Source organism: Limnohabitans sp., assembly GCF_046052825.1.
GTDB lineage: Bacteria > Pseudomonadota > Gammaproteobacteria > Burkholderiales > Burkholderiaceae_C > Limnohabitans.
In genome coordinates, this window is sequence record NZ_JAVLFP010000032.1 from 1 (window position 1) to 17,566 (window position 17,566).

Genomic DNA, 17,566 nt, shown 5'->3' on the forward strand with positions numbered 1-17,566 from the left:
CTTTCATCAAAATGATGCCGCCGCGAGGGCCGCGCAGGCTCTTGTGGGTGGTGGATGTGACGATGTCGGCATGCGGCACGGGGTTGGGGTACACGCCGGCGGCAATCAGACCGGCGTAATGCGCCATGTCCACCATGAAGATGGCGCCCACGTCCTTGGCGACCTTGGCGAAGCGCTCGAAATCGATGGCCAGCGAATAGGCCGAGGCGCCGGCGATGATGAGCTTGGGCTTCGTTTCGTGCGCCTTGCGCTCCATGGCCTCATAGTCGATGGCTTCATGGGCGTCCAGGCCGTAGCTGACCACGTTGAACCATTTGCCGCTCATGTTCAGCGGCATGCCGTGCGTCAGGTGGCCGCCTTCGGCCAGGCTCATGCCCATGATGGTGTCGCCGGGCTTCAGGAAGGCCAGGAACACCGCCTCGTTGGCCGAGGCGCCGCAGTGCGCCTGCACGTTGGCGCAATCGGCGCCAAAGATCTGCTTGACGCGGTCAATGGCCAGGTGCTCGGCCACGTCCACGTGCTCGCAACCGCCGTAGTAGCGCTTGCCGGGGTAGCCTTCGGCGAATTTGTTGGTGAGCTGCGAGCCTTGGGCTTGCATGACGGCGGGCGAGGCGTAGTTCTCGCTGGCGATCAGCTCGATGTGGTGTTCTTGGCGCGCGTTTTCAGCTTGTATGGCGGCCCACAGTTCGGGGTCGGTCTGTTCGATCAAGATGTTGCGGTGGTACATGCTGGCAGTCCTAGTAGAGGTGGTCCCGGCGTGCCGACGCATCGGCACAGGGCTGCCCAGGCGAACGGCAAAACACCTCAAGGGTTGAGGCTGCGCGCTCCCCAGTGGTCAAAACTCCACGTCAGCGGTGCGGGGCACTGAACCCAACACGCCTATCGCCAGTTGCGCGCGGGGTGGAGTTTAGCGTGATTCCTCGTCGTCTTTGGCGGCATCGCGGCCAAAGGGGGTGAGGCGCTGGGCTTTTTCCCATAGGCTCTCCAGGCGGGCGGTGGCGGCTTCAGCGGCAGAAGACGGCGGTGGGGCGAGTGGCACTTTCACGCCCTTGGCCACTTGTTGTAAGCGGCCGTATTCGGCCACCACCTTGGCCGCGTAGCCGGTGTCTTCTTTGATGTTGGCCGCGCCCACATAGAGCCGCAGACCGCCCTCGGTGCTGCCGGCGCGGGCGATGCAGTCTTTCAGCACATTGACGCCAACCCGCACATTGGCCACTGGGTCAAAGGCGGCCAGCGAGCCTCCAAACCCAGCGTATTTGTCTTCATGCACCTTGGTCATGACCTGCATCAAGCCCTGCGCACCCACCGCGCTTTGGGCAAAGGGATTGAAAGCAGACTCGACGGCCATCACCGCCAAGATCAAGGTTGGTTCGATTTGGTTGCGTGGTCCCAGGTCATAGGCTTCGGCCACCAGCGCGCTCAGCGGCTCGGGGGCGACTCGGTATTTGCGGCTCAGCCAATACGCCAAGTAGGCCTGCTGCTTGGGCAGGTCGCGCGGGTCGGTGGCGGTGGCACGGTCGACCGCATCGGCGTCGGTGCTCAAGCCGGTGGCGTCGTACTGACGCTCTTGCAACCAACTGATGAGCTTGGTCTCTGTGATGGTGCGCAAGTCAGGCCGCACGGTGAGTGCGACGACGACAAAGAAAATCGACAAACCCACCACGGCCATGCCGTTGTGGGTGATGGCAAAAAAGCCCTGCGCCACATCGGCTGCGAAAGTGCGCAGACCTAATTTGACGTGGCTGAGGAAGGGCATGTAGATATTTATAAAAAAGAGGTAACGGAAAATTTTAAAGCCTAGGCGACAATCTACGGATATTTGATATGAGCCTGACCTGTGAACGATTCTGCTAACAAACCCCACGACCTGACTTCTTTAGATGCCTTGACCGGCGGTGCCTTCACCGCACCGACCTCTGGCGAGCGTGCCGCGCGCTTGCGCGATTGGCTGGTCAAAGACCCCGATGCCGAGCTGTTGCAAGCGGTTTTCACCGAGATGAGCCACCGCGACAAAGGGGCGGCCAAGGTGTTGCGCGAAAAGCTGGACGAGTTGCGTCGTGCCAAAGGCCAAGACGCATTGGCCCAAGAGTGGTTGGTCAAAGGCGAGGTGCTGCGCGACGCGGCACACATCAACTTGGCCGATGCCATGGCGTGGCAGCGCGATGCCGCCAAAGCCGGCGCGCCCTTGTCGCGCGAACCCTTGGCCAGCCTGAAGACGGCCTTGGTGGAGCGCGTCAAAGCGATTGAAGACTTGCAGCACCAAACCCAAGTGCAGCGCGAAGCAGCCGTGCTGTTGGCGCAACGCATCGAGGTGTTGTCCACCAAGCCTTGGCAAGATGCGTTGGCCCAGCGCACCGGCTTGCAAGCCGATTTAGACCGCTGGGTGGCACAAGCCCAAGCGCTGGCTGCAGATGCGCAGTGGCCCAATGTGGACGCCAAATTTGCCCCAGCCTTGCAAACCAGCACCCAACAAGTACAAGCTGTGTGGGTGGCGTTTTGCGAAGCCTTGGTCGTGACCGAGGCGGCTGCCGCTGACGCCGCGGCGCCTTTGCCCGCTGTGCCGGCCTGGGCCGATCAGTTGCGTGTGGCACGCGGTGAAACCCTGCCCCAAGCGGCCCCGGTCACCAAGCCAGAGACACAGCGTGTGGACCCGACGCGCAACGTCAAGCCAACGGCCGACAAAGCCTTGATCGATCAAAAGCGCCTGGAGTTGGCTCAGCAAGCCGAAGCTTTGTTCAAGCCCGCTCAGACGCCCAAAGCCAAGCCCGCTAAACCCGCCAAACCCGGCGCGGTGGATGTCGCGCCTGACGTGTCCCATCCCGTGGTGGCCGAGGAGGCGGCTGCACACACACCCGCCACCGAAAAGCCGGAGCAAGACGCTGGGCTGACCGTCACCGCAGAAGTGCCGACCGTTGCCGCTTCAGAGGACGCGCCAGCGTTGCCTGTTGCCGTGGAAGCGGCCACTCAAGTGACCGAAGACACCGCCGAACACCCGACCGAGGCAGCGACCGAGGCAGCGACCGACGTCACGAATGAAGCAGCTCAAGCTGAGGTGGCTGAAGTTGAAGTTGCCCAAGCCAGCAAAGTGGCACGAGCCGGGGTGCCTGCAGCGCAAGCGCCCGAGTGGGTGCCGGCCATGGGCGGTCGCAAGATGCAAGAGGCATTGCGCAACTTGCGTGACCAATGGAAAAAAATCGACAAAGAAGCCGCGCCCAACCCCGCGTTGTGGAAGCGCTTTGACACGGCCTGTAACCGTGCCCACCAAGTGGTGGACGCGTGGCTCAAAGAAGCCCGCGCCCAAACCGCAGCCCACAAAGCACAACGCTTGGCCTTGATCGAAGAGCTCAAGGCCTGGTCCGCAGAACACGCCCAAGGCCCTGACTGGAAGGGCGTGGCGCGACAGTTGCACCAGTTCGCCCAACGTTGGCGCGACAGCGGCCACCTGAGCGAGAAGATGTTTGCTGAATTGCAACCCCAGTGGAAAGCCGCCATCCATGCCGCCCACGAGCCTCTTGAAGTGGTGCAAAAAGCCAGCTTGGCGCGCCGTCACGCCTTGATTGCCGAAGCGCAAGAACTTGGCGCTGCGCCCGCCTTGCGCATTGACGCTGTCAAAGCTTTGCAACAGCGTTGGCAAGAAGAGGCCCACACCGTGGTGCTGGACCGCAAGCAAGAACAAAAACTGTGGGACGCCTTCCGTCAACCGATTGACGAAGCCTTTGCCCGCAAGTCCTCGGTGCGCGAGCAATCGCAAGCGGCCCTCACGCCACATGACCGCGCTGTGCTCGATGCGTCCAAGGCCCTGGAAGCGGCCATTGCCAAAGGCGATGGCGCACAGATTCGTGCCGCCATGCAGGTGTTGGAGCAAGTCTCACGCGGTGAGTTGCCGCCCGAAGCAGCCAAACCCGCAGCTCCTGTCGCGCCGCCTGTTCAAGCTGCCGTTGCTCCTGCAGCCGATGCCAGCACCGATGCCGCACCTGCTGCCAGCAACGAAGCGACTGCAACCCACACCGAAGCGCCTGTGGTGCAGACGGAACACACAGAAGCCGCCTCGACAGACACGGCCCAATCGGACACGGCCTCAGAGGCCGCCCACGAAGAAGGCACTGTGGCCGCTGCACCGGCTGCTCCTGTACCCGCTCCCAAACCCCACAAACCGGTGGTGGCGGTGCGTGGCGACGACCGCCCCGGCCAAAAACGCACCGAGGTGGCGCCTGCCGGATTTCGTGGCCGCGACGGCAAACCTGCAGGCAAGTTGGGTGACAAGCCTGGCTTTGGCCGTGACGGTGGAGCCCGCTCGGGGCGCGATGGCCGTGAGGGTGGCCGCGACGGTTTTGCACCGCGTGGCCCGCGTTTGGGCGATGCCGCTTTCCGTGCGCAACGCAATGCCTTGGACATGGCCCAAGATGCCTTGCGCAGGTTGGCCGCACAAGCCCATGGCGAGGTGCTCACACAGCTGATGCACGCTTGGGAGAAGCGCGATGCCAGCCAACTGCCCACGGCCCAGGCCATTGGCAGCAAGCTCACACCCGCACAACGCACGCAGTGGTCTCAGGCTTTGTCGACGGCACCGCAAGGCGAGGCGGTGACGCCTTTGCTGCGCCTGGAAGTCGCTGCCGAGCTGCCCACACCTGCCGCCCAAATGGACGCACGCCGTGCTTTGCAATTGCAAATGCTGACCCGCCGCAACGACCCCTCACCCCAAATGACGTGGGCCGCTGACGCGTCACAGGTGTTGGCGGGTGCTTACGACGAAGCTGCGGCGCGTCGCTTGCAAGCTGCTTTGAAGGTGTTGCTCAAGCGTTGAGTGAACGCAGGGGGCGTCGCACCAAGCCCCGGTTGGGGTGGTCTGCCTGTTCTTGCAGCCACGACACCACCTCCAAGCGTGGCGCCGTCTGGCTTGCATGCCAGTCACTCAAAACCCAGCGCTGCAAGCCATCGCCCAAGTCGTGCACGGCGGGCCGGTGGGTGTGGCCATGCAGCAGCACCTGGCATTGGGTGGCTTTCAACCACGCGCATGCAGCCGGTGTGTCCACGTCGGCATAGTCGGTGTGCGTGCGCTTGCGCGCTTCGCTTTGGGTGCGCATGGATTGACCGGTGGCTTGCCGTTCGGCATAGGGGCGCGCTAAAAAATCCGCTTGCCAGCCGGGCTGGCGCACTTGCGCCCGAAAGGCCAAGTAATCGTGATCGGCCAAGCACAGACTGTCTCCATGGCTCAGCAGCACGCGCAACTGGCCCAAAGTCAGCACCGTGGGGTCACCCAAGGCGTGCATGCCCGAGGCCCGCAAGGCATCGGCACCCAGCAAAAAATCTCGGTTGCCACAGATGAAATAAATCGGCAGACGCTGCGAGGTGCGCTTGAGCAGCGCCAGGCATTGCAAGGCAAAGGGGTCTTGGGTGTCGTCGCCCACCCACACCTCAAACAAATCGCCCAAGATGAACAAAGCATCGGCCTGGGTCTGCGCCATGTAATGGGCCCAAGCCTGGAAGGTCTCGGGCTCGTGGGCGTCAAGGTGCAGGTCTGAAATGAAATCTACCTGTTGCCAGGTGGAAGCCGCCTGAACGTGCGAAACGCCGTCAGGCAACGTGGGCGTTGAAAGGGCGAGCGACGGAGTGTGCATGTCGCAGCCCTCAAGTTGGCGTTTTAGAGCGCAACCGCTTTCTCGATCACCACATCTTCTTTGGGCACGTCGTCATGAAAGCCTTTGCGGCCGGTTTTCACGGCGGCAATTTTGTCGACCACGTCCATGCCGCTGACCACTTTGCCAAACACGGCGTAGCCCCAGCCTTGAGCGCTGGGGGCGGTGTGGTTCAAGAAGCCGTTGTCGGCCACGTTGATGAAGAACTGGGCGGTGGCCGAGTGCGGGTCTGAGGTGCGGGCCATGGCCACGGTGTAGTGGTTGTTCTTGAGGCCGTTGTTGGCTTCGTTTTCGATCGGTTCGTCGCTTGACTTTTGTGTCATGCCGGGCTCAAAGCCGCCGCCTTGCACCATGAAGCCAGGGATGACGCGGTGAAAAATGGTTTTGTCGTAATGGCCTTTGGCCACATAGCTCAAAAAGTTGGCGGTGCACTTGGGGGCTTTCTCGGCATCGAGTTCCAGCGTGATGACGCCGTGGTCCAGGATGTGCAGTTCGACGTGAGGGTTGCTCATGGTTTTATTTCTCAAGGGTTGCAGATTGAATGACGATGGCCGTGCGGGGCACATCGGTGGCGAAGGGACCGCCTGAACTGGTGGGCGCCGATTTGATACGTTGCACCACCTCCATGCCAGAGACCACGCGGCCAAACACGGTGTAGCCGGGTTGCTGTGGGCTGGGATCTAAAAAGCCGTTGTCGGCCACGTTGATGAAAAACTGCGATGTGGCTGAGTTGGGAACATTGGTGCGTGCCATGGCGATGGTGCCCACGGTGTTGCGTGGGCCACCCTTGGCCAAGGCCTCACGGCCTTCGTGCACCACGGGGGCGCGGGTGGCGCGCTCCATGTAGCGCTGGTCGTAGCCGCCGCCTTGGATCATGAAGTTGCCAATGACGCGGTGAAAAATCGTGCCGTCGTAGTGCTTGTCACGCACGTATTGCAAAAAGTTCTCGGCGGTCTTGGGGGCCTTGTCGGGGTAGACCTCGACCACGATGTCGCCCGCATTGGTGGTCAGTTTGACCCGAGGTGCGTCTTGTGCCCAGGCCACAGAGGTGGCCCATGCGCACAACAACCAGACGGTGGTGTGCAGGGTTTGGCGCGAGAGGTGGAAGAAGGTCATCATTTTCTTTCGCTGAGTTCAAGCGCAGGCTTGAGTTGCTGAATTTTTTTGTGGGCGCTGAGTTGCTTGGGCTCTAGGCTCAAGGCCCGCTGGTACGACTGCTGCGACATGTGCAACAGCACATCCCCCAAGTTTTCATGCGCCACAGCGTAGCTGGGGTTGTTGCGCACGGCCAAGTCAAAAGACGCTTTGGCCCGGGCGTAATCGCCTTGGGCGGCATACAGCACCCCCAGGTTGTTGTGGGGTTCGGGCAGCTCTGGGAAGTCTTGCGTGAGGCTCAAATAAATGGGCAGGGCTTTGTCGGCGCGATCGGTTTGTTCAAACACAAAGGCTTGCCAGAACAGCATTTGTGGATCACGTGGGTTTTTGGCCAAGCTGCCTTCAATCCAACTCAGGGCGGCGCTGTACTTGGCTTGGCGCAACAACTTGCGCACTTCTTGGTGCTCGTCGGTTTGGGTGGTGTTGGCCAATTCGCCGGGTTGCCAGGCTTGTGGCATGTCGGATTGCGAGAAGGCGGGCACTGCCACACATGCCCATGCCAACCCCAAGGCCGCGAGGCCTGGCAAGACGTGCCGAGGGCGCGAGCGGTCAGTGCGGACAAAAGATGGGGGAGGGTTTTTCATGTGCTTTGTATACTGAGAGCCATTGTAAAACAGCGGGTCTTCGTCACCCTTTGCCTTTGCACCCTTGTTGACCCGATCTGCGGTCTTTAACGATTCACTCATGACGCTTCGCATTCACAACACGCTCACGCGTGCGCTGGAGACCTTTTCGCCGCTCGAACCTGGACACGTCCGCATGTATGTATGCGGCATGACGGTGTACGACCTTTGCCATTTGGGCCATGCCCGTTCGATGGTGGCTTTTGACGTGGTCCAGCGCTGGCTCAAGGCCAGCGGCTACCGTGTGACCTATGTGCGCAACATCACCGACATTGACGACAAGATCATCAAACGCTCGGTTGAAAACGGCGAGACCGTGCGTGCCTTGACCGATCGCATGGTCGATGCCTTGCACCAAGACGCCGATGCGCTGGGCATTGAGCGGCCCAGTTTTGAGCCCCGCGCCATGGACTATGTGCCTCACATGCTGAGCATGATTGGTGCCCTTGAAACCAAAGGCTTGGCCTACCGCGCCAGCCATGGCGACGTCAATTACGCGGTGCGCAAATTCCCAGGCTACGGCAAGCTGTCTGGCAAGTCGTTGGACGAGTTGCAAGCGGGCGAGCGTGTGGCCGTGGACGACGGCAAGCACGACCCGATGGACTTTGTGCTGTGGAAGTCGGCCAAGGCCACTGAGCCCGATGAAGTGAAATGGGCCAGCCCCTTTGGCGCAGGGCGCCCAGGCTGGCACATCGAATGCTCGGCCATGAGTTGCGAGCTCTTGGGCGAGAGCTTTGATATTCATGGCGGTGGTGCCGACTTGCAGTTTCCCCACCACGAAAACGAGATTGCCCAAAGCGAAGGTGCATTTGGCAAACCCATGGCCAGCGTTTGGATGCACAACGGCTTCATCAATGTGGACAACGAAAAAATGTCCAAGAGCTTGGGCAACTTTTTCACCATCCGCGATGTGTTGAAAGAATTTGATGCCGAGACCATTCGCTTCTTTGTCGTGCGCAGCCACTACCGCAGTCCACTCAACTACAGCGATGTGCATTTGAACGATGCCCGTGGCGCGCTGAAGCGCTTGTACACCGCCTTGCATGCCGTGCCACCTGCAGCGGTTGACATCGATTGGACGCACCCCATGGCGGCGCGTTTTCAAGCGGCCATGAACGAAGACTTTGGCACGCCCGAAGCGGTGGCGGTGTTGTTTGAGTTGGCGGGTGAAGTCAACCGCAGCCAATCGGCATCAACCTCTGGCCTGCTCAAAGCCTTGGGTGGCGTGCTGGGCTTGTTGCAAGAGTCTCCACAAACCTTTTTGCAGGCGGGTGCCTCATTGGATGAAGCCGCAATTCAGGCGCACATTGCTGCGCGAGCCGCCGCCAAAGCCGCGAAAAATTTTGCCGAAGCCGATCGCATTCGCCAAGAGCTGGCCGCTTTGGGCGTGGTGCTCAAAGACGCGCCCAACGGCACCACCTGGGAACGTGCGTGATGATGGCGCGGCAAGACAAAATCACCATCTCGACGCCCGCTTACTGGGCCGACGCATGCAAACACCTGGTCAAGAAAGACCGGGTGATGAAGCGTCTCATCCCTCAGTTTGGCGACGCTTGCTTGCAGTCCCGTGGCGATGCTTTTGTGACTTTGGCGCGCAGCATCGTGGGGCAACAAATTTCGGTCAAAGCCGCCCAAAGCGTGTGGGATAAATTTGCGCTGCTGCCACGCAAAATCACGCCAGCCAATGTGCTCAAGCTCAAGGTCGACGACATGCGCGCGGCCGGTCTGTCAGCCCGCAAAATTGAATATTTGGTCGACCTGGCCATCAACTTTGACAGTGGTTCACTGCATGTGGGCCAATGGGCCGAGATGGACGACGAGCTCATCATCAACGAGTTGGTCGCCATTCGCGGCATAGGGCGTTGGACGGCAGAAATGTTTTTGATTTTTCACCTGATGCGCCCCAATGTGTTGCCGCTGGATGATGTGGGGTTGATCAATGGCATCAGCCACAGTTATTTTTCAGGCGAAGCGGTCAGTCGCAGCGAAGTGCGCGAGGTGGCGGCCGCTTGGGCCCCCTATTGCAGTGTGGCGACTTGGTATATTTGGCGCTCGCTAGATCCGCTGCCGGTGGAATACTGAGTGGCTAAGGAGTAATTGATTTTGGCTAAGAGAACTTTCCTCGATTTTGAACAACCGATTGCCGAGCTGGAAGGCAAGATTGACGAATTGCGCTACGTGCAAAGTGAGTCGGCGGTCGATATTTCGCAGGAGATCGATCAGCTCAGCAAGAAAAGCTTGCAGCTGACCAAAGACATTTACAGCAACCTCACGCCCTGGCAAATCACCAAGATTGCCCGTCATGCCGAGCGTCCCTACACCCTCGACTACATCAACGACATCTTCACCGACTTCGTCGAGATGCACGGCGACCGCCACTTTGCCGATGACTTGAGCATCGTCGGGGGCTTGGCGCGCTTCAACGGCAACGCCTGCATGGTGTTGGGTCATCAAAAAGGGCGTGACACCAAAGAGCGAACCACACGCAACTTTGGCATGAGCCGCCCTGAGGGCTATCGCAAGGCGTTGCGACTGATGAAAACGGCTGAGAAATTCAAACTGCCCGTGTTCACCTTTGTCGACACTCCGGGTGCCTACCCGGGCATTGACGCTGAAGAGCGCAGCCAAAGTGAGGCCATTGGCCGCAATATTTTTGAAATGGCCCAACTCGAAGTGCCCATCATCACCACCATCATCGGTGAAGGTGGTTCGGGCGGCGCCTTGGCCATCAGTGTGGCTGACCAAGTGTTGATGTTGCAGTACTCGGTGTATTCGGTCATCAGCCCTGAAGGCTGTGCTTCCATCTTGTGGAAAACAGCGGACCGCGCCGAAGATGCTGCCGAAGCCTTGGGCATCACCGCTCACCGACTCAAAGCATTGGGATTGATTGACAAAATTGTCAACGAGCCTGTGGGGGGTGCACACCGCGACCCCAAACAAATGTCCGCCCAACTCAAACGCGGCTTGAACGATGCGTGGCGCCAAGTGACAGACCTCAAGGTCAAAGAGTTGCTGGACAAGCGTTACGAACGTCTTCAAAGCTATGGCCGGTTCAGCGACACCAAAGCCGACGCCCGCTGACTTTCCGTCGCTGGACGCACTCCAGCAGGACTTGCCCCTGACGGTTGCTTTGAGCGGCGGGGCTGACTCCACTGCCATGCTGGTGGCCTGTGCCACACGTTGGCCAGGACAAGTGTTTGCGGTGCACGTGCACCATGGTTTGCAGCAGGCCGCTGACTCCTTTGAAGCCCATTGCGTGACCCTGTGCGCGCACTACCAAGTGCCCTTGGTGGTGCAACGCGTCAACGCTGCACACGCGAGTGGCGAAAGCCCAGAAGACGCCGCCCGCCAAGCCCGTTACCGCGCCTTGGCTGATGCGTTGAAACAGCATTGGGACGGCCAAGCCAAGCATGTGGTGTTGGCTCAGCATGCCGAAGACCAAGTGGAAACCTTGTTGCTGGCCTTGTCACGTGGGGCTGGCTTGCCCGGTTTGGCCAGCATGCCAAGCCGTGTGATGCGAGACGGCGTGACCTACCACCGACCTTGGTTGCAGGCTTCGGGCGCAGGCCTGCGTGACACGCTGCGTCGCTTGGGCCAACCCTGGGTGGAAGACCCCACCAACCAAGATGTTCGTTACACCCGCAACCGCATTCGCGCGCAACTGCTGCCGGTGATAGAGGCGGCGTTTCCTGCCTTTCGCGACACCTTTGCGCGCAGTGCTGCGCATGCCGCGCAAGCCCAAGAAATTCTGCAAGAAGTGGCTGAGCTAGATGTGCAAGCCGTGGGCGATCCACCGCAGATCACCGCCTTGCAAGGTTTGAGTGTGGCGCGTCAAAGCAATGTGCTGCGCCACTGGTTGGTGCAGCAGAAACAACCCGCCAGCACAGCGCAGTTGCACGCCTTGTTGGCGCAAGTCAAAGCCTGCACCACACGCGGCCATCAGATCAATATCAAGGTTGGGCGCGGCTTTGTCAGGCGCGATGGGGCAGTGTTGCGTTGCTACAATCTTTAGCTTTGCTTTGATCTTTAACCCTTTTCACGCAACATGGCATTGATTGTTCATAAATACGGCGGCACCTCGATGGGCTCGACAGAGCGCATCCGCAACGTCGCCAAGCGCGTGGCCAAGTGGGCCCGTGCCGGCCACCAAATGGTGGTGGTTCCTTCGGCCATGAGCGGAGAAACCAACCGTTTGCTGGGGCTTGCCAAAGAGCTGGCTCCTTCCAAAGCCGACGCCGCCTACAACCGCGAACTCGACATGCTGGCCTCTACGGGCGAGCAGGCTTCTTCGGCTCTATTGGCCATTGCGCTGCAAGCCGAAGGCCAGCCCTCGGTGAGCTACGCCGGCTGGCAAGTGCCCATCCGCACTAACAGTGCGTTCACCAAGGCGCGCATCGAATCCATTGACGACGCCCGCGTGCGTGCCGATTTGGATGCCGGCCGCGTGGTCATCATCACCGGCTTTCAGGGCAAAGACGAGCACGACAACATCACCACGCTAGGCCGTGGTGGCTCTGACACCTCGGCCGTGGCCGTGGCTGCCGCGATGAAGGCCCATGAGTGTTTGATTTACACCGACGTGGATGGCGTCTACACCACCGACCCGCGTGTGGTGCCCGAAGCGCGTCGTTTGCAAACCCTGTGCTTTGAAGAGATGCTGGAGATGGCTTCTTTGGGCAGCAAAGTGTTGCAAATTCGTTCGGTCGAATTTGCAGGTAAGTACAAGGTGCCGCTGCGCGTGTTGTCCAGCTTCACCCCGTGGGACATTGACATCCACGAAGAGGCCAAATCTGGCACGTTGATCACCTTTGAGGAAGACGAACAAATGGAACAAGCCATCGTATCGGGCATCGCATTCAACCGTGACGAAGCCAAAATTTCAGTGGTCGGTGTGCCCGACAAGCCAGGCATTGCCTACCAAATCTTGGGTGCTGTGGCCGACGCCAACATCGAAGTGGACATGATCATCCAAAACATCAGCAAAGGTGGTTTGACGGACTTCAGTTTCACGGTGCATCGCAACGACTTTGCGCGTACCACCGATCTGTTGAAAGAAAAAGTGTTACCCGCTTTGGGCGCCACCGATGTTCAGGGCGACACCAAGATCTGCAAAGTCTCTATCGTGGGCATTGGCATGCGCAGCCACGTGGGCATCGCCAGCAAAATGTTCCGTTCCTTGAGCGAAGAGGGCATCAACATCCAGATGATCTCCACCAGCGAAATCAAGACCTCGGTGGTCATTGATGAAAAATACATGGAACTGGCCGTTCGTGCCTTGCACAAGGCGTTCGAGCTGGACCAAGCTAAGGCATAATACGCACCTGCTGGAAACGTGACCGAGTGGCCGAAGGTGCTCCCCTGCTAAGGGAGTATGGGGTGTAGAGCCTCATCGAGGGTTCGAATCCCTCCGTTTCCGCCAAGTCAATAGGCTTTATGCGGGTTTGGTAAGTTTTGATGCAAAATTACCACATCCGTTACCACAAAGCTTGAAATATGGCCTCCTCGTGAGGCCATTTTCTATTGTGCTGTCTGTCTTATACGCATGATCGACTGGCGGCTTGTACCGAATTCCCGTGCCAACGCTGCGACGGTCTCACCTTTCGCAAGTCGTTGCTCCACCAGATTGATCTGATCATCTCCAAGGCTGCGTGGTCGTCCAAGTGATTTACCTTGGGACTTCGCTCTTGCCAAGCCAGATTGCGTTCGTTCGATAAGCAAGTCGCGTTCAAACTCTGCAACAGCCGCGATTACGCCCATAGTCATCTTGCCTGCTGGACTAGTCAAATCAGCCCCACCCAAGGCCAAGCAGTGCACTCTGACCCCAACTGATGCAAGTCGTTCAACAGTCGCCCGAACATCCATGGCGTTCCGGCCAAGTCGATCCAATTTGGTTACGACCAGCACATCCCCAGACTCCAGCTTGTTCAGCAAGGTCAAGAAACCCTTCCGCTCCATGGCTGCAACAGACCCCGAAACGGTCTCGGCAATGATTCGCCGGCTATCAACATGAAAGCCACTTGCGTGAATCTCTTGAATTTGGTTATCGGTGGTCTGCTCGGCAGTTGATACTCGGCAGTAGGCGAAGACCCTTGTCATAAAACGCTCCTTTGTGTCCGTAATGGATGTACGAATTATCAAAGGTGTACGAAACTATGTCAAGCTAATTTTTGGACAGTCTTTTGATGCGTGTCCGTAAACGGTCGATTTCGGACAACTTCAACTGATCCTTGACTGAGTGGTCACTTCGCGTTGAGGTGAAGCCCGTGCAAGTGATTTGCAAAAAAGGAGAGTCATAGTGCAGCAGTTGTTAGACACTGCTGGCAGGAGTTTCTAAAAGTTCCACTGTGCGATCTACAAGCACTCCGGGCTTCATGTCCATAGCCTGCGCTAGACGGAGTATCAGAACCAAATTCGGGAGATGCTCCCCTCGTTCAATCTTCCCCATGTGAGACCGCTCGACCAAAGCTCGGTTGCCCAGCTCCTCTTGAGACAGGCCAATGAGTAATCGATATTCACGAACGGCCTCGCCAAATGCATGCGCAGACGCTGGATCAAACGTTCTTGATCCAACGGGTCTCCCCCTCTTTATTGCGCTGAGCTTCTGCATTGACAGAAGCATGGCGAAAGGAGAAACTTATAACCACGTTAAATTTAACTCATGAAGGTGCCTATGCATACGTTTCCTCATCACCTAGTACGGATCACAGTTGTTTTGACATTACTGTGCTCACAATTGGTTTTAACGGGTTGCGCGTCGACAGCAGAACAACAGCAAGCGTATTCAAATTACCTCAATTCGACCTGCCGTGGCTATGGCTTTAGCCCAGGTACTCCTCAGTATTCACAGTGTTTAATGAGAGTAGATCAGCAAACAAAAGCTCAGGACGATGCAAGATCGCAAATGCTTTTGCGCGAATCGCAGCGACTACTCGCACCTCAGCAGCCGTCTACGCTGACTTGCACCCCATCAAACGGTGCTCCGTTTGGAACTTTATCGTGTAATTGATGCGAGCATCAAGCAAATGATTTACAAGCCAAACCACAAAATTGAGGAGTGTCTCAATCGGCTAGTTGAATTGAAGAACATCGAGTTATTTGCTCTATGGCAGCTCAGACAACTTGCTGTTGCCATATTGGCTGTTACTGCCTTTTGCGCGGTTACGCTTGCATGGCCATTTTTCGGAGCTGTAGCCGCTTTTTTACTTGGTGTCGGTTTTGTTTTGCCCAATTGGATGCTGATTGTTATTTTTGTTTACTTGGCAATTTTGTTAGTGTTCGAACGGAGAAAAAATCAAAATCAATTTCAAAAAAAGAATACCTTGTACAAACCATCTCATGGGCAAAAGAAAGCATGTGCAAAAGCTGAAAAAGCTAGACAAAATAGAGAGCGTGATGTCGAACAAGAAATGGCAGCTTATTTTGCAAGACTTAACCAATCTCAACACGATGTAGAAAAATCAATCAAGCGCACCAACTTATGAAATTTCTTACCGCTTGCTGCATACAAGTTATTGATCTTGGAACTCAAAGAATTAATGCAACCAATAGGGATTGGTGCGCTCGAAAGATCATGTTCACATGGGAAGTGGTAGGTGATCAGACAACCGAAGGACGCACGCATCAAAAGGTCTACAAGGCCTACGATATGAGGTTAACTGAAGGCTCAGAGCTGCGCCAAGACCTGCAAAGTTGGTTCGGTGATGAATTCAATGAAAGTAACAAAAGGTTCGATCTCAAATCAATCCTTGGTAAATACTGCTTGCTTGCGCTGGATTCTTCTTCGGGGGTAGAGGTTGTAGGTAATCAATCAGTCCAAAAGATCACACCACTGTCAAGCGATTTGGATCAAAACACACTTGCTAAGCCATTGACACGATATGGCATTTTTATGACATCAGAGCCAGACATGGATTTGTTTGACAGCCTGCCTGTCGAAATCCAAGAGCAGATAAAAAACTCGCCTGAGTATGTATCAGCACAGGACAGGCAATCATCAGAAGATTACGACTAGCGATACAGGCGTGCAACAAGAACGGGTCATCTACCCCTTGCCAATTCCATGGCAGAGGGTTTACAAAGCCATGTGCAGTTTTGCAGCAATGAACCCATGCGTTCCTGCCAGCCCACCAAGGCCGCCGATACTTGCAGGCTGGGTATATAGCAACGATCTGCAAAAGGGCGCTTGCTGGGCCGACTATGTGCGTTGGGCTGAGTCAAATGGATGTCCAGAGCTGTTGGAGATAAACCCAACTGATTTTTATATCACTGACACTCCAACCACTCATGAGGTCGGCCCAATGGGGGGGGCTTTGTATCCACACGCAACTCATGATCCGAAACCATACCCAGACAAGCTGGAGTTGTCGATCATGATGACCAAATTGCAAAGCAGTTGGGCGTCAATCGCTGGGACATCCCTCGCAGGCGCAACAAAGCCACTTCAGTTCACTGGAGAAAAGTCCCGTGCATTGCTTGTCGCTGCTAATTCTGAGTTCACACCAGCATGGGGGAGTTGGAAACATCTTTCAAAAACAGCAGCGCATCGGGCTGTCTTTAGTGAGCTGCGCACCAATGTGAACGCAGCCATTTATCCTCATGAAGTGGATCACATCAACTTCAAAGTCGGACATCTATCAGTAACCGCCAGCGGACATGCTGAGCGGGCACAGCCCGCAAAATGATGCAATTCAAAAAATCAGTCATCGCAGCAATCCTGACACTTCATTCTGTCGCAAGCATTGCTGGCTGGGTCTTGTTTGAAGGTACCGATGAGGTGGAAATTTATGTTGACCTTTCGGCCATCTTGAAGAACGAGCAAGTGGCTTCGGTCGAGTACTTGATGAATTTCAGCAATCTACAGCTTTCCAAGGGGGTGAAATCCGCTGTGGATGTTGCAGAGTTTGACTGCGAGCAGAAACGCAAAAGAACACTGTCAATGACCAACTATTCCGAACCCATGGGGCAAGGTAGAGTCCTCTTTAACAGCAAGGAGGCTACAAGATGGCGGCCAGTGAGCGTTGACGGAATGGACTACGCGCTATGGCAGTTTGCATGCAAAAAACCGTAAGCATGAAAAAAGTAATTTCACGCTTTGAGCTGTCTGCTGCAATCGATCTGATGAACAAGGATCAGAACACCGCTGCCATGTTGATCTTGAAGCGCTACCCCGACGATGCAGAGTGTCAGGTTCGGATGGCTGAGATCATCTACGGTGATAGCTCACAGCCTGATCATGAGGAGCGTGCGTTTGCACTCTTCAAAATATCCGCAGCTAAGGGGCACGCACATGCCTACTTTTACCTTGGATATTTTTATGAATGCGGCATCGGTGTTGAGCCTTCTCTGGAGGATGCGAAAGCTTGGTACTTGAAATGCATTGACTATGACAGCTCTGCTGGATTGAGCAGGTTGGCAGGCTTGTACGCAAGAGGAGTGGACGGTATGCCTGACCATGTTCAAGCTTATCGTTATTATTATTTATCATACATTGCCAGCGGCCAGCCCAAAGCGCTGGTTCACATGGACGATATGTTGTATTGCATGACACGAGAGCAGCATGAGAGAGCCTTGTCCCTCGCTGACGACTGGATCGAAGCTCAGTACAAGTTGCAAATCAAGGGACTCGATCAAGATGTTGATCAAGTCTTACAGACTGAAGCCGACTTTGACTACGTAAAGGGCAACTGCGAAACATCACTGACGTTCTTGCAGACCAAGCAGGTTCTTCGGCAGATCAAGGGCAAGCAATTTGATGCCGCTACTGATCTCTTGCAAAACCACATCAGTGATGCCTTCGGACAGTTTCTGCTGGGCTTGGTGAATTATTCGGATGAAGGCCGACAATCGGGCAAACAAGATTCAATTCAATTTTTCACTGCCGCAGCAATTCAAGGGTGTCCATTCGCATTTTTCAGGTTGGGGCATTGCATTGCAGAAGGCTTAGGCACAAACGTAAATGTCCCGGAGGCTGTTCGTTGGTACACGAAAGCGGCGCTTATGGGTGACTCGGTAGCTCAGCACAACTTGGCTCAACTGCACTACCGCTGTGTTGATCTTCCGCGAGACTACGTCAGCGCCTACAAATGGTTTTTTCTATCGCTTGCTCATGGGTGTCGACCAGCAGAGCATCAGTACGTAGGCTTAATCAACAAG

General features: G+C 56.7%; 19 protein-coding genes, 1 tRNA gene and 1 riboswitch. Of the genes, 12 read left to right on the forward strand and 8 right to left on the reverse strand.

Annotated features, from left to right (window positions below; genetic code table 11):
- A partial coding sequence (locus ACKWJN_RS05055; RefSeq protein WP_408595101.1) for a serine hydroxymethyltransferase occupies positions 1-727 on the reverse strand: 727 nt, incomplete at its 3' end.
- Between the two features lie 47 nt (positions 728-774).
- A riboswitch (ZMP/ZTP riboswitch) is annotated at positions 775-903 on the reverse strand.
- A 4-nt stretch (positions 904-907) separates the two neighbouring features.
- Entirely contained in the window at positions 908-1,756 is an 849-nt protein-coding gene (locus ACKWJN_RS05060; protein WP_408595103.1) for a lytic transglycosylase domain-containing protein, read from the reverse strand.
- An 81-nt stretch (positions 1,757-1,837) separates the two neighbouring features.
- On the opposite strand from ACKWJN_RS05060, the gene ACKWJN_RS05065 reads away from it, so the two are divergent.
- Positions 1,838-4,804, forward strand: coding sequence for a DUF349 domain-containing protein (locus tag ACKWJN_RS05065; protein WP_408595105.1), 2,967 nt, complete (start codon positions 1,838-1,840; stop codon positions 4,802-4,804).
- Here ACKWJN_RS05065 and ACKWJN_RS05070 read toward each other — a convergent pair.
- The 4 genes from ACKWJN_RS05070 to ACKWJN_RS05085 are packed head-to-tail and all read right to left on the reverse strand — an operon-like array spanning position 4,794 to position 7,375.
- A complete protein-coding gene (locus ACKWJN_RS05070; protein WP_408595107.1) occupies positions 4,794-5,618 on the reverse strand; it encodes a UDP-2,3-diacylglucosamine diphosphatase in 825 nt (274 codons plus the stop codon). The genes ACKWJN_RS05065 and ACKWJN_RS05070 overlap by 11 nt on opposite strands.
- A gap of 23 nt (positions 5,619-5,641) precedes the next feature.
- Positions 5,642-6,148, reverse strand: coding sequence for a peptidylprolyl isomerase (locus tag ACKWJN_RS05075; protein WP_408595109.1), 507 nt, complete (start codon positions 6,146-6,148; stop codon positions 5,642-5,644).
- 4 nt (positions 6,149-6,152) lie between these two features.
- Positions 6,153-6,752, reverse strand: coding sequence for a peptidylprolyl isomerase (locus ACKWJN_RS05080; protein ID WP_408595111.1), 600 nt, complete (start codon positions 6,750-6,752; stop codon positions 6,153-6,155).
- On the reverse strand, positions 6,752-7,375 hold the full coding sequence (locus ACKWJN_RS05085) for a tetratricopeptide repeat protein (protein ID WP_408595113.1): 624 nt from the start codon (positions 7,373-7,375) through the stop codon (positions 6,752-6,754). The genes ACKWJN_RS05080 and ACKWJN_RS05085 overlap by 1 nt, the downstream gene beginning before the upstream one ends.
- A 100-nt stretch (positions 7,376-7,475) precedes the next feature.
- On the opposite strand from ACKWJN_RS05085, the gene cysS reads away from it, so the two are divergent.
- The 6 genes from cysS to ACKWJN_RS05115 all read left to right on the forward strand — a co-directional run bounded on the left by cysS (position 7,476) and on the right by ACKWJN_RS05115 (position 12,833).
- A complete protein-coding gene (cysS, locus tag ACKWJN_RS05090) occupies positions 7,476-8,849 on the forward strand; it encodes a cysteine--tRNA ligase (RefSeq protein WP_408595115.1) in 1,374 nt (457 codons plus the stop codon).
- Positions 8,849-9,496 (forward strand): DNA-3-methyladenine glycosylase family protein, encoded by a 648-nt coding sequence (locus ACKWJN_RS05095; protein ID WP_408595117.1) that lies wholly within the window; start codon positions 8,849-8,851, stop codon positions 9,494-9,496. The genes cysS and ACKWJN_RS05095 overlap by 1 nt, the downstream gene beginning before the upstream one ends.
- Positions 9,497-9,517: 21 nt before the next feature.
- Positions 9,518-10,495 carry an acetyl-CoA carboxylase carboxyltransferase subunit alpha gene (locus tag ACKWJN_RS05100; RefSeq protein WP_408595119.1) on the forward strand — a complete coding sequence of 326 codons (978 nt, stop codon included), beginning with the start codon at positions 9,518-9,520 and terminating at the stop codon, positions 10,493-10,495.
- Positions 10,458-11,426, forward strand: coding sequence for a tRNA lysidine(34) synthetase TilS (gene tilS / locus ACKWJN_RS05105; RefSeq protein WP_408595121.1), 969 nt, complete (start codon positions 10,458-10,460; stop codon positions 11,424-11,426). Before ACKWJN_RS05100 ends, tilS begins: the two co-directional genes overlap by 38 nt.
- Before the next feature lie 33 nt (positions 11,427-11,459).
- The gene (locus ACKWJN_RS05110) at positions 11,460-12,728 is read left to right on the forward strand and encodes an aspartate kinase (RefSeq protein WP_408595123.1); all 1,269 of its coding nucleotides are present in this window, start codon (positions 11,460-11,462) and stop codon (positions 12,726-12,728) included.
- Positions 12,729-12,740: 12 nt separating this feature from the next.
- A tRNA-Ser gene (locus tag ACKWJN_RS05115) sits at positions 12,741-12,833 on the forward strand.
- A 98-nt stretch (positions 12,834-12,931) separates the two neighbouring features.
- On the opposite strand, the gene ACKWJN_RS05120 is transcribed toward ACKWJN_RS05115, so the two are convergent.
- Together ACKWJN_RS05120 and ACKWJN_RS05125 are read right to left on the reverse strand one after the other, a co-directional pair.
- Positions 12,932-13,510, reverse strand: coding sequence for a recombinase family protein (locus tag ACKWJN_RS05120; RefSeq protein ID WP_408595125.1), 579 nt, complete (start codon positions 13,508-13,510; stop codon positions 12,932-12,934).
- Between the two features lie 211 nt (positions 13,511-13,721).
- A complete protein-coding gene (locus ACKWJN_RS05125) occupies positions 13,722-14,033 on the reverse strand; it encodes a helix-turn-helix transcriptional regulator (protein ID WP_408595127.1) in 312 nt (103 codons plus the stop codon).
- A 364-nt stretch (positions 14,034-14,397) separates the two neighbouring features.
- Here ACKWJN_RS05125 and ACKWJN_RS05130 point away from each other — a divergent pair, with 364 nt between their 5' ends.
- From ACKWJN_RS05130 to ACKWJN_RS05150, 5 genes are all read left to right on the forward strand, one after another.
- Complete coding sequence (locus tag ACKWJN_RS05130) at positions 14,398-14,895, forward strand: hypothetical protein (protein WP_408595129.1); 498 nt, start codon at positions 14,398-14,400, stop codon at positions 14,893-14,895.
- Positions 14,892-15,425, forward strand: a complete 534-nt coding sequence (locus tag ACKWJN_RS05135) for a phage replication initiation protein, NGO0469 family (protein WP_408595131.1) — start codon at positions 14,892-14,894, stop codon at positions 15,423-15,425. Before ACKWJN_RS05130 ends, ACKWJN_RS05135 begins: the two co-directional genes overlap by 4 nt.
- Positions 15,426-15,435: 10 nt before the next feature.
- Positions 15,436-16,095, forward strand: a complete 660-nt coding sequence (locus tag ACKWJN_RS05140) for a hypothetical protein (protein WP_408595133.1) — start codon at positions 15,436-15,438, stop codon at positions 16,093-16,095.
- The gene (locus ACKWJN_RS05145; protein WP_408595135.1) at positions 16,092-16,481 is read left to right on the forward strand and encodes a surface-adhesin E family protein; all 390 of its coding nucleotides are present in this window, start codon (positions 16,092-16,094) and stop codon (positions 16,479-16,481) included. Before ACKWJN_RS05140 ends, ACKWJN_RS05145 begins: the two co-directional genes overlap by 4 nt.
- A partial coding sequence (locus tag ACKWJN_RS05150; protein WP_408595137.1) for a tetratricopeptide repeat protein occupies positions 16,466-17,566 on the forward strand: 1,101 nt, incomplete at its 3' end. The genes ACKWJN_RS05145 and ACKWJN_RS05150, both read left to right, overlap by 16 nt.

Bases quoted from the DNA above. Each gene is read 5' to 3' on its own strand.
- ACKWJN_RS05060 (WP_408595103.1), bottom strand. From the start codon at position 1,756: ATGCCCTTCCTCAGCCACGTCAAATTAGGTCTGCGCACTTTCGCAGCC.
- ACKWJN_RS05070 (WP_408595107.1), bottom strand. From the start codon at position 5,618: ATGCACACTCCGTCGCTCGCCCTTTCAACGCCCACGTTGCCTGACGGC.
- ACKWJN_RS05075 (WP_408595109.1), bottom strand. From the start codon at position 6,148: ATGAGCAACCCTCACGTCGAACTGCACATCCTGGACCACGGCGTCATC.
- ACKWJN_RS05080 (WP_408595111.1), bottom strand. From the start codon at position 6,752: ATGACCTTCTTCCACCTCTCGCGCCAAACCCTGCACACCACCGTCTGG.
- ACKWJN_RS05085 (WP_408595113.1), bottom strand. From the start codon at position 7,375: ATGAAAAACCCTCCCCCATCTTTTGTCCGCACTGACCGCTCGCGCCCT.
- cysS (WP_408595115.1), top strand. From the start codon at position 7,476: ATGACGCTTCGCATTCACAACACGCTCACGCGTGCGCTGGAGACCTTT.
- ACKWJN_RS05095 (WP_408595117.1), top strand. From the start codon at position 8,849: ATGATGGCGCGGCAAGACAAAATCACCATCTCGACGCCCGCTTACTGG.
- tilS (WP_408595121.1), top strand. From the start codon at position 10,458: ATGGCCGGTTCAGCGACACCAAAGCCGACGCCCGCTGACTTTCCGTCG.
- ACKWJN_RS05110 (WP_408595123.1), top strand. From the start codon at position 11,460: ATGGCATTGATTGTTCATAAATACGGCGGCACCTCGATGGGCTCGACA.
- ACKWJN_RS05120 (WP_408595125.1), bottom strand. From the start codon at position 13,510: ATGACAAGGGTCTTCGCCTACTGCCGAGTATCAACTGCCGAGCAGACC.
- ACKWJN_RS05125 (WP_408595127.1), bottom strand. From the start codon at position 14,033: ATGCTTCTGTCAATGCAGAAGCTCAGCGCAATAAAGAGGGGGAGACCC.
- ACKWJN_RS05135 (WP_408595131.1), top strand. From the start codon at position 14,892: ATGAAATTTCTTACCGCTTGCTGCATACAAGTTATTGATCTTGGAACT.
- ACKWJN_RS05145 (WP_408595135.1), top strand. From the start codon at position 16,092: ATGATGCAATTCAAAAAATCAGTCATCGCAGCAATCCTGACACTTCAT.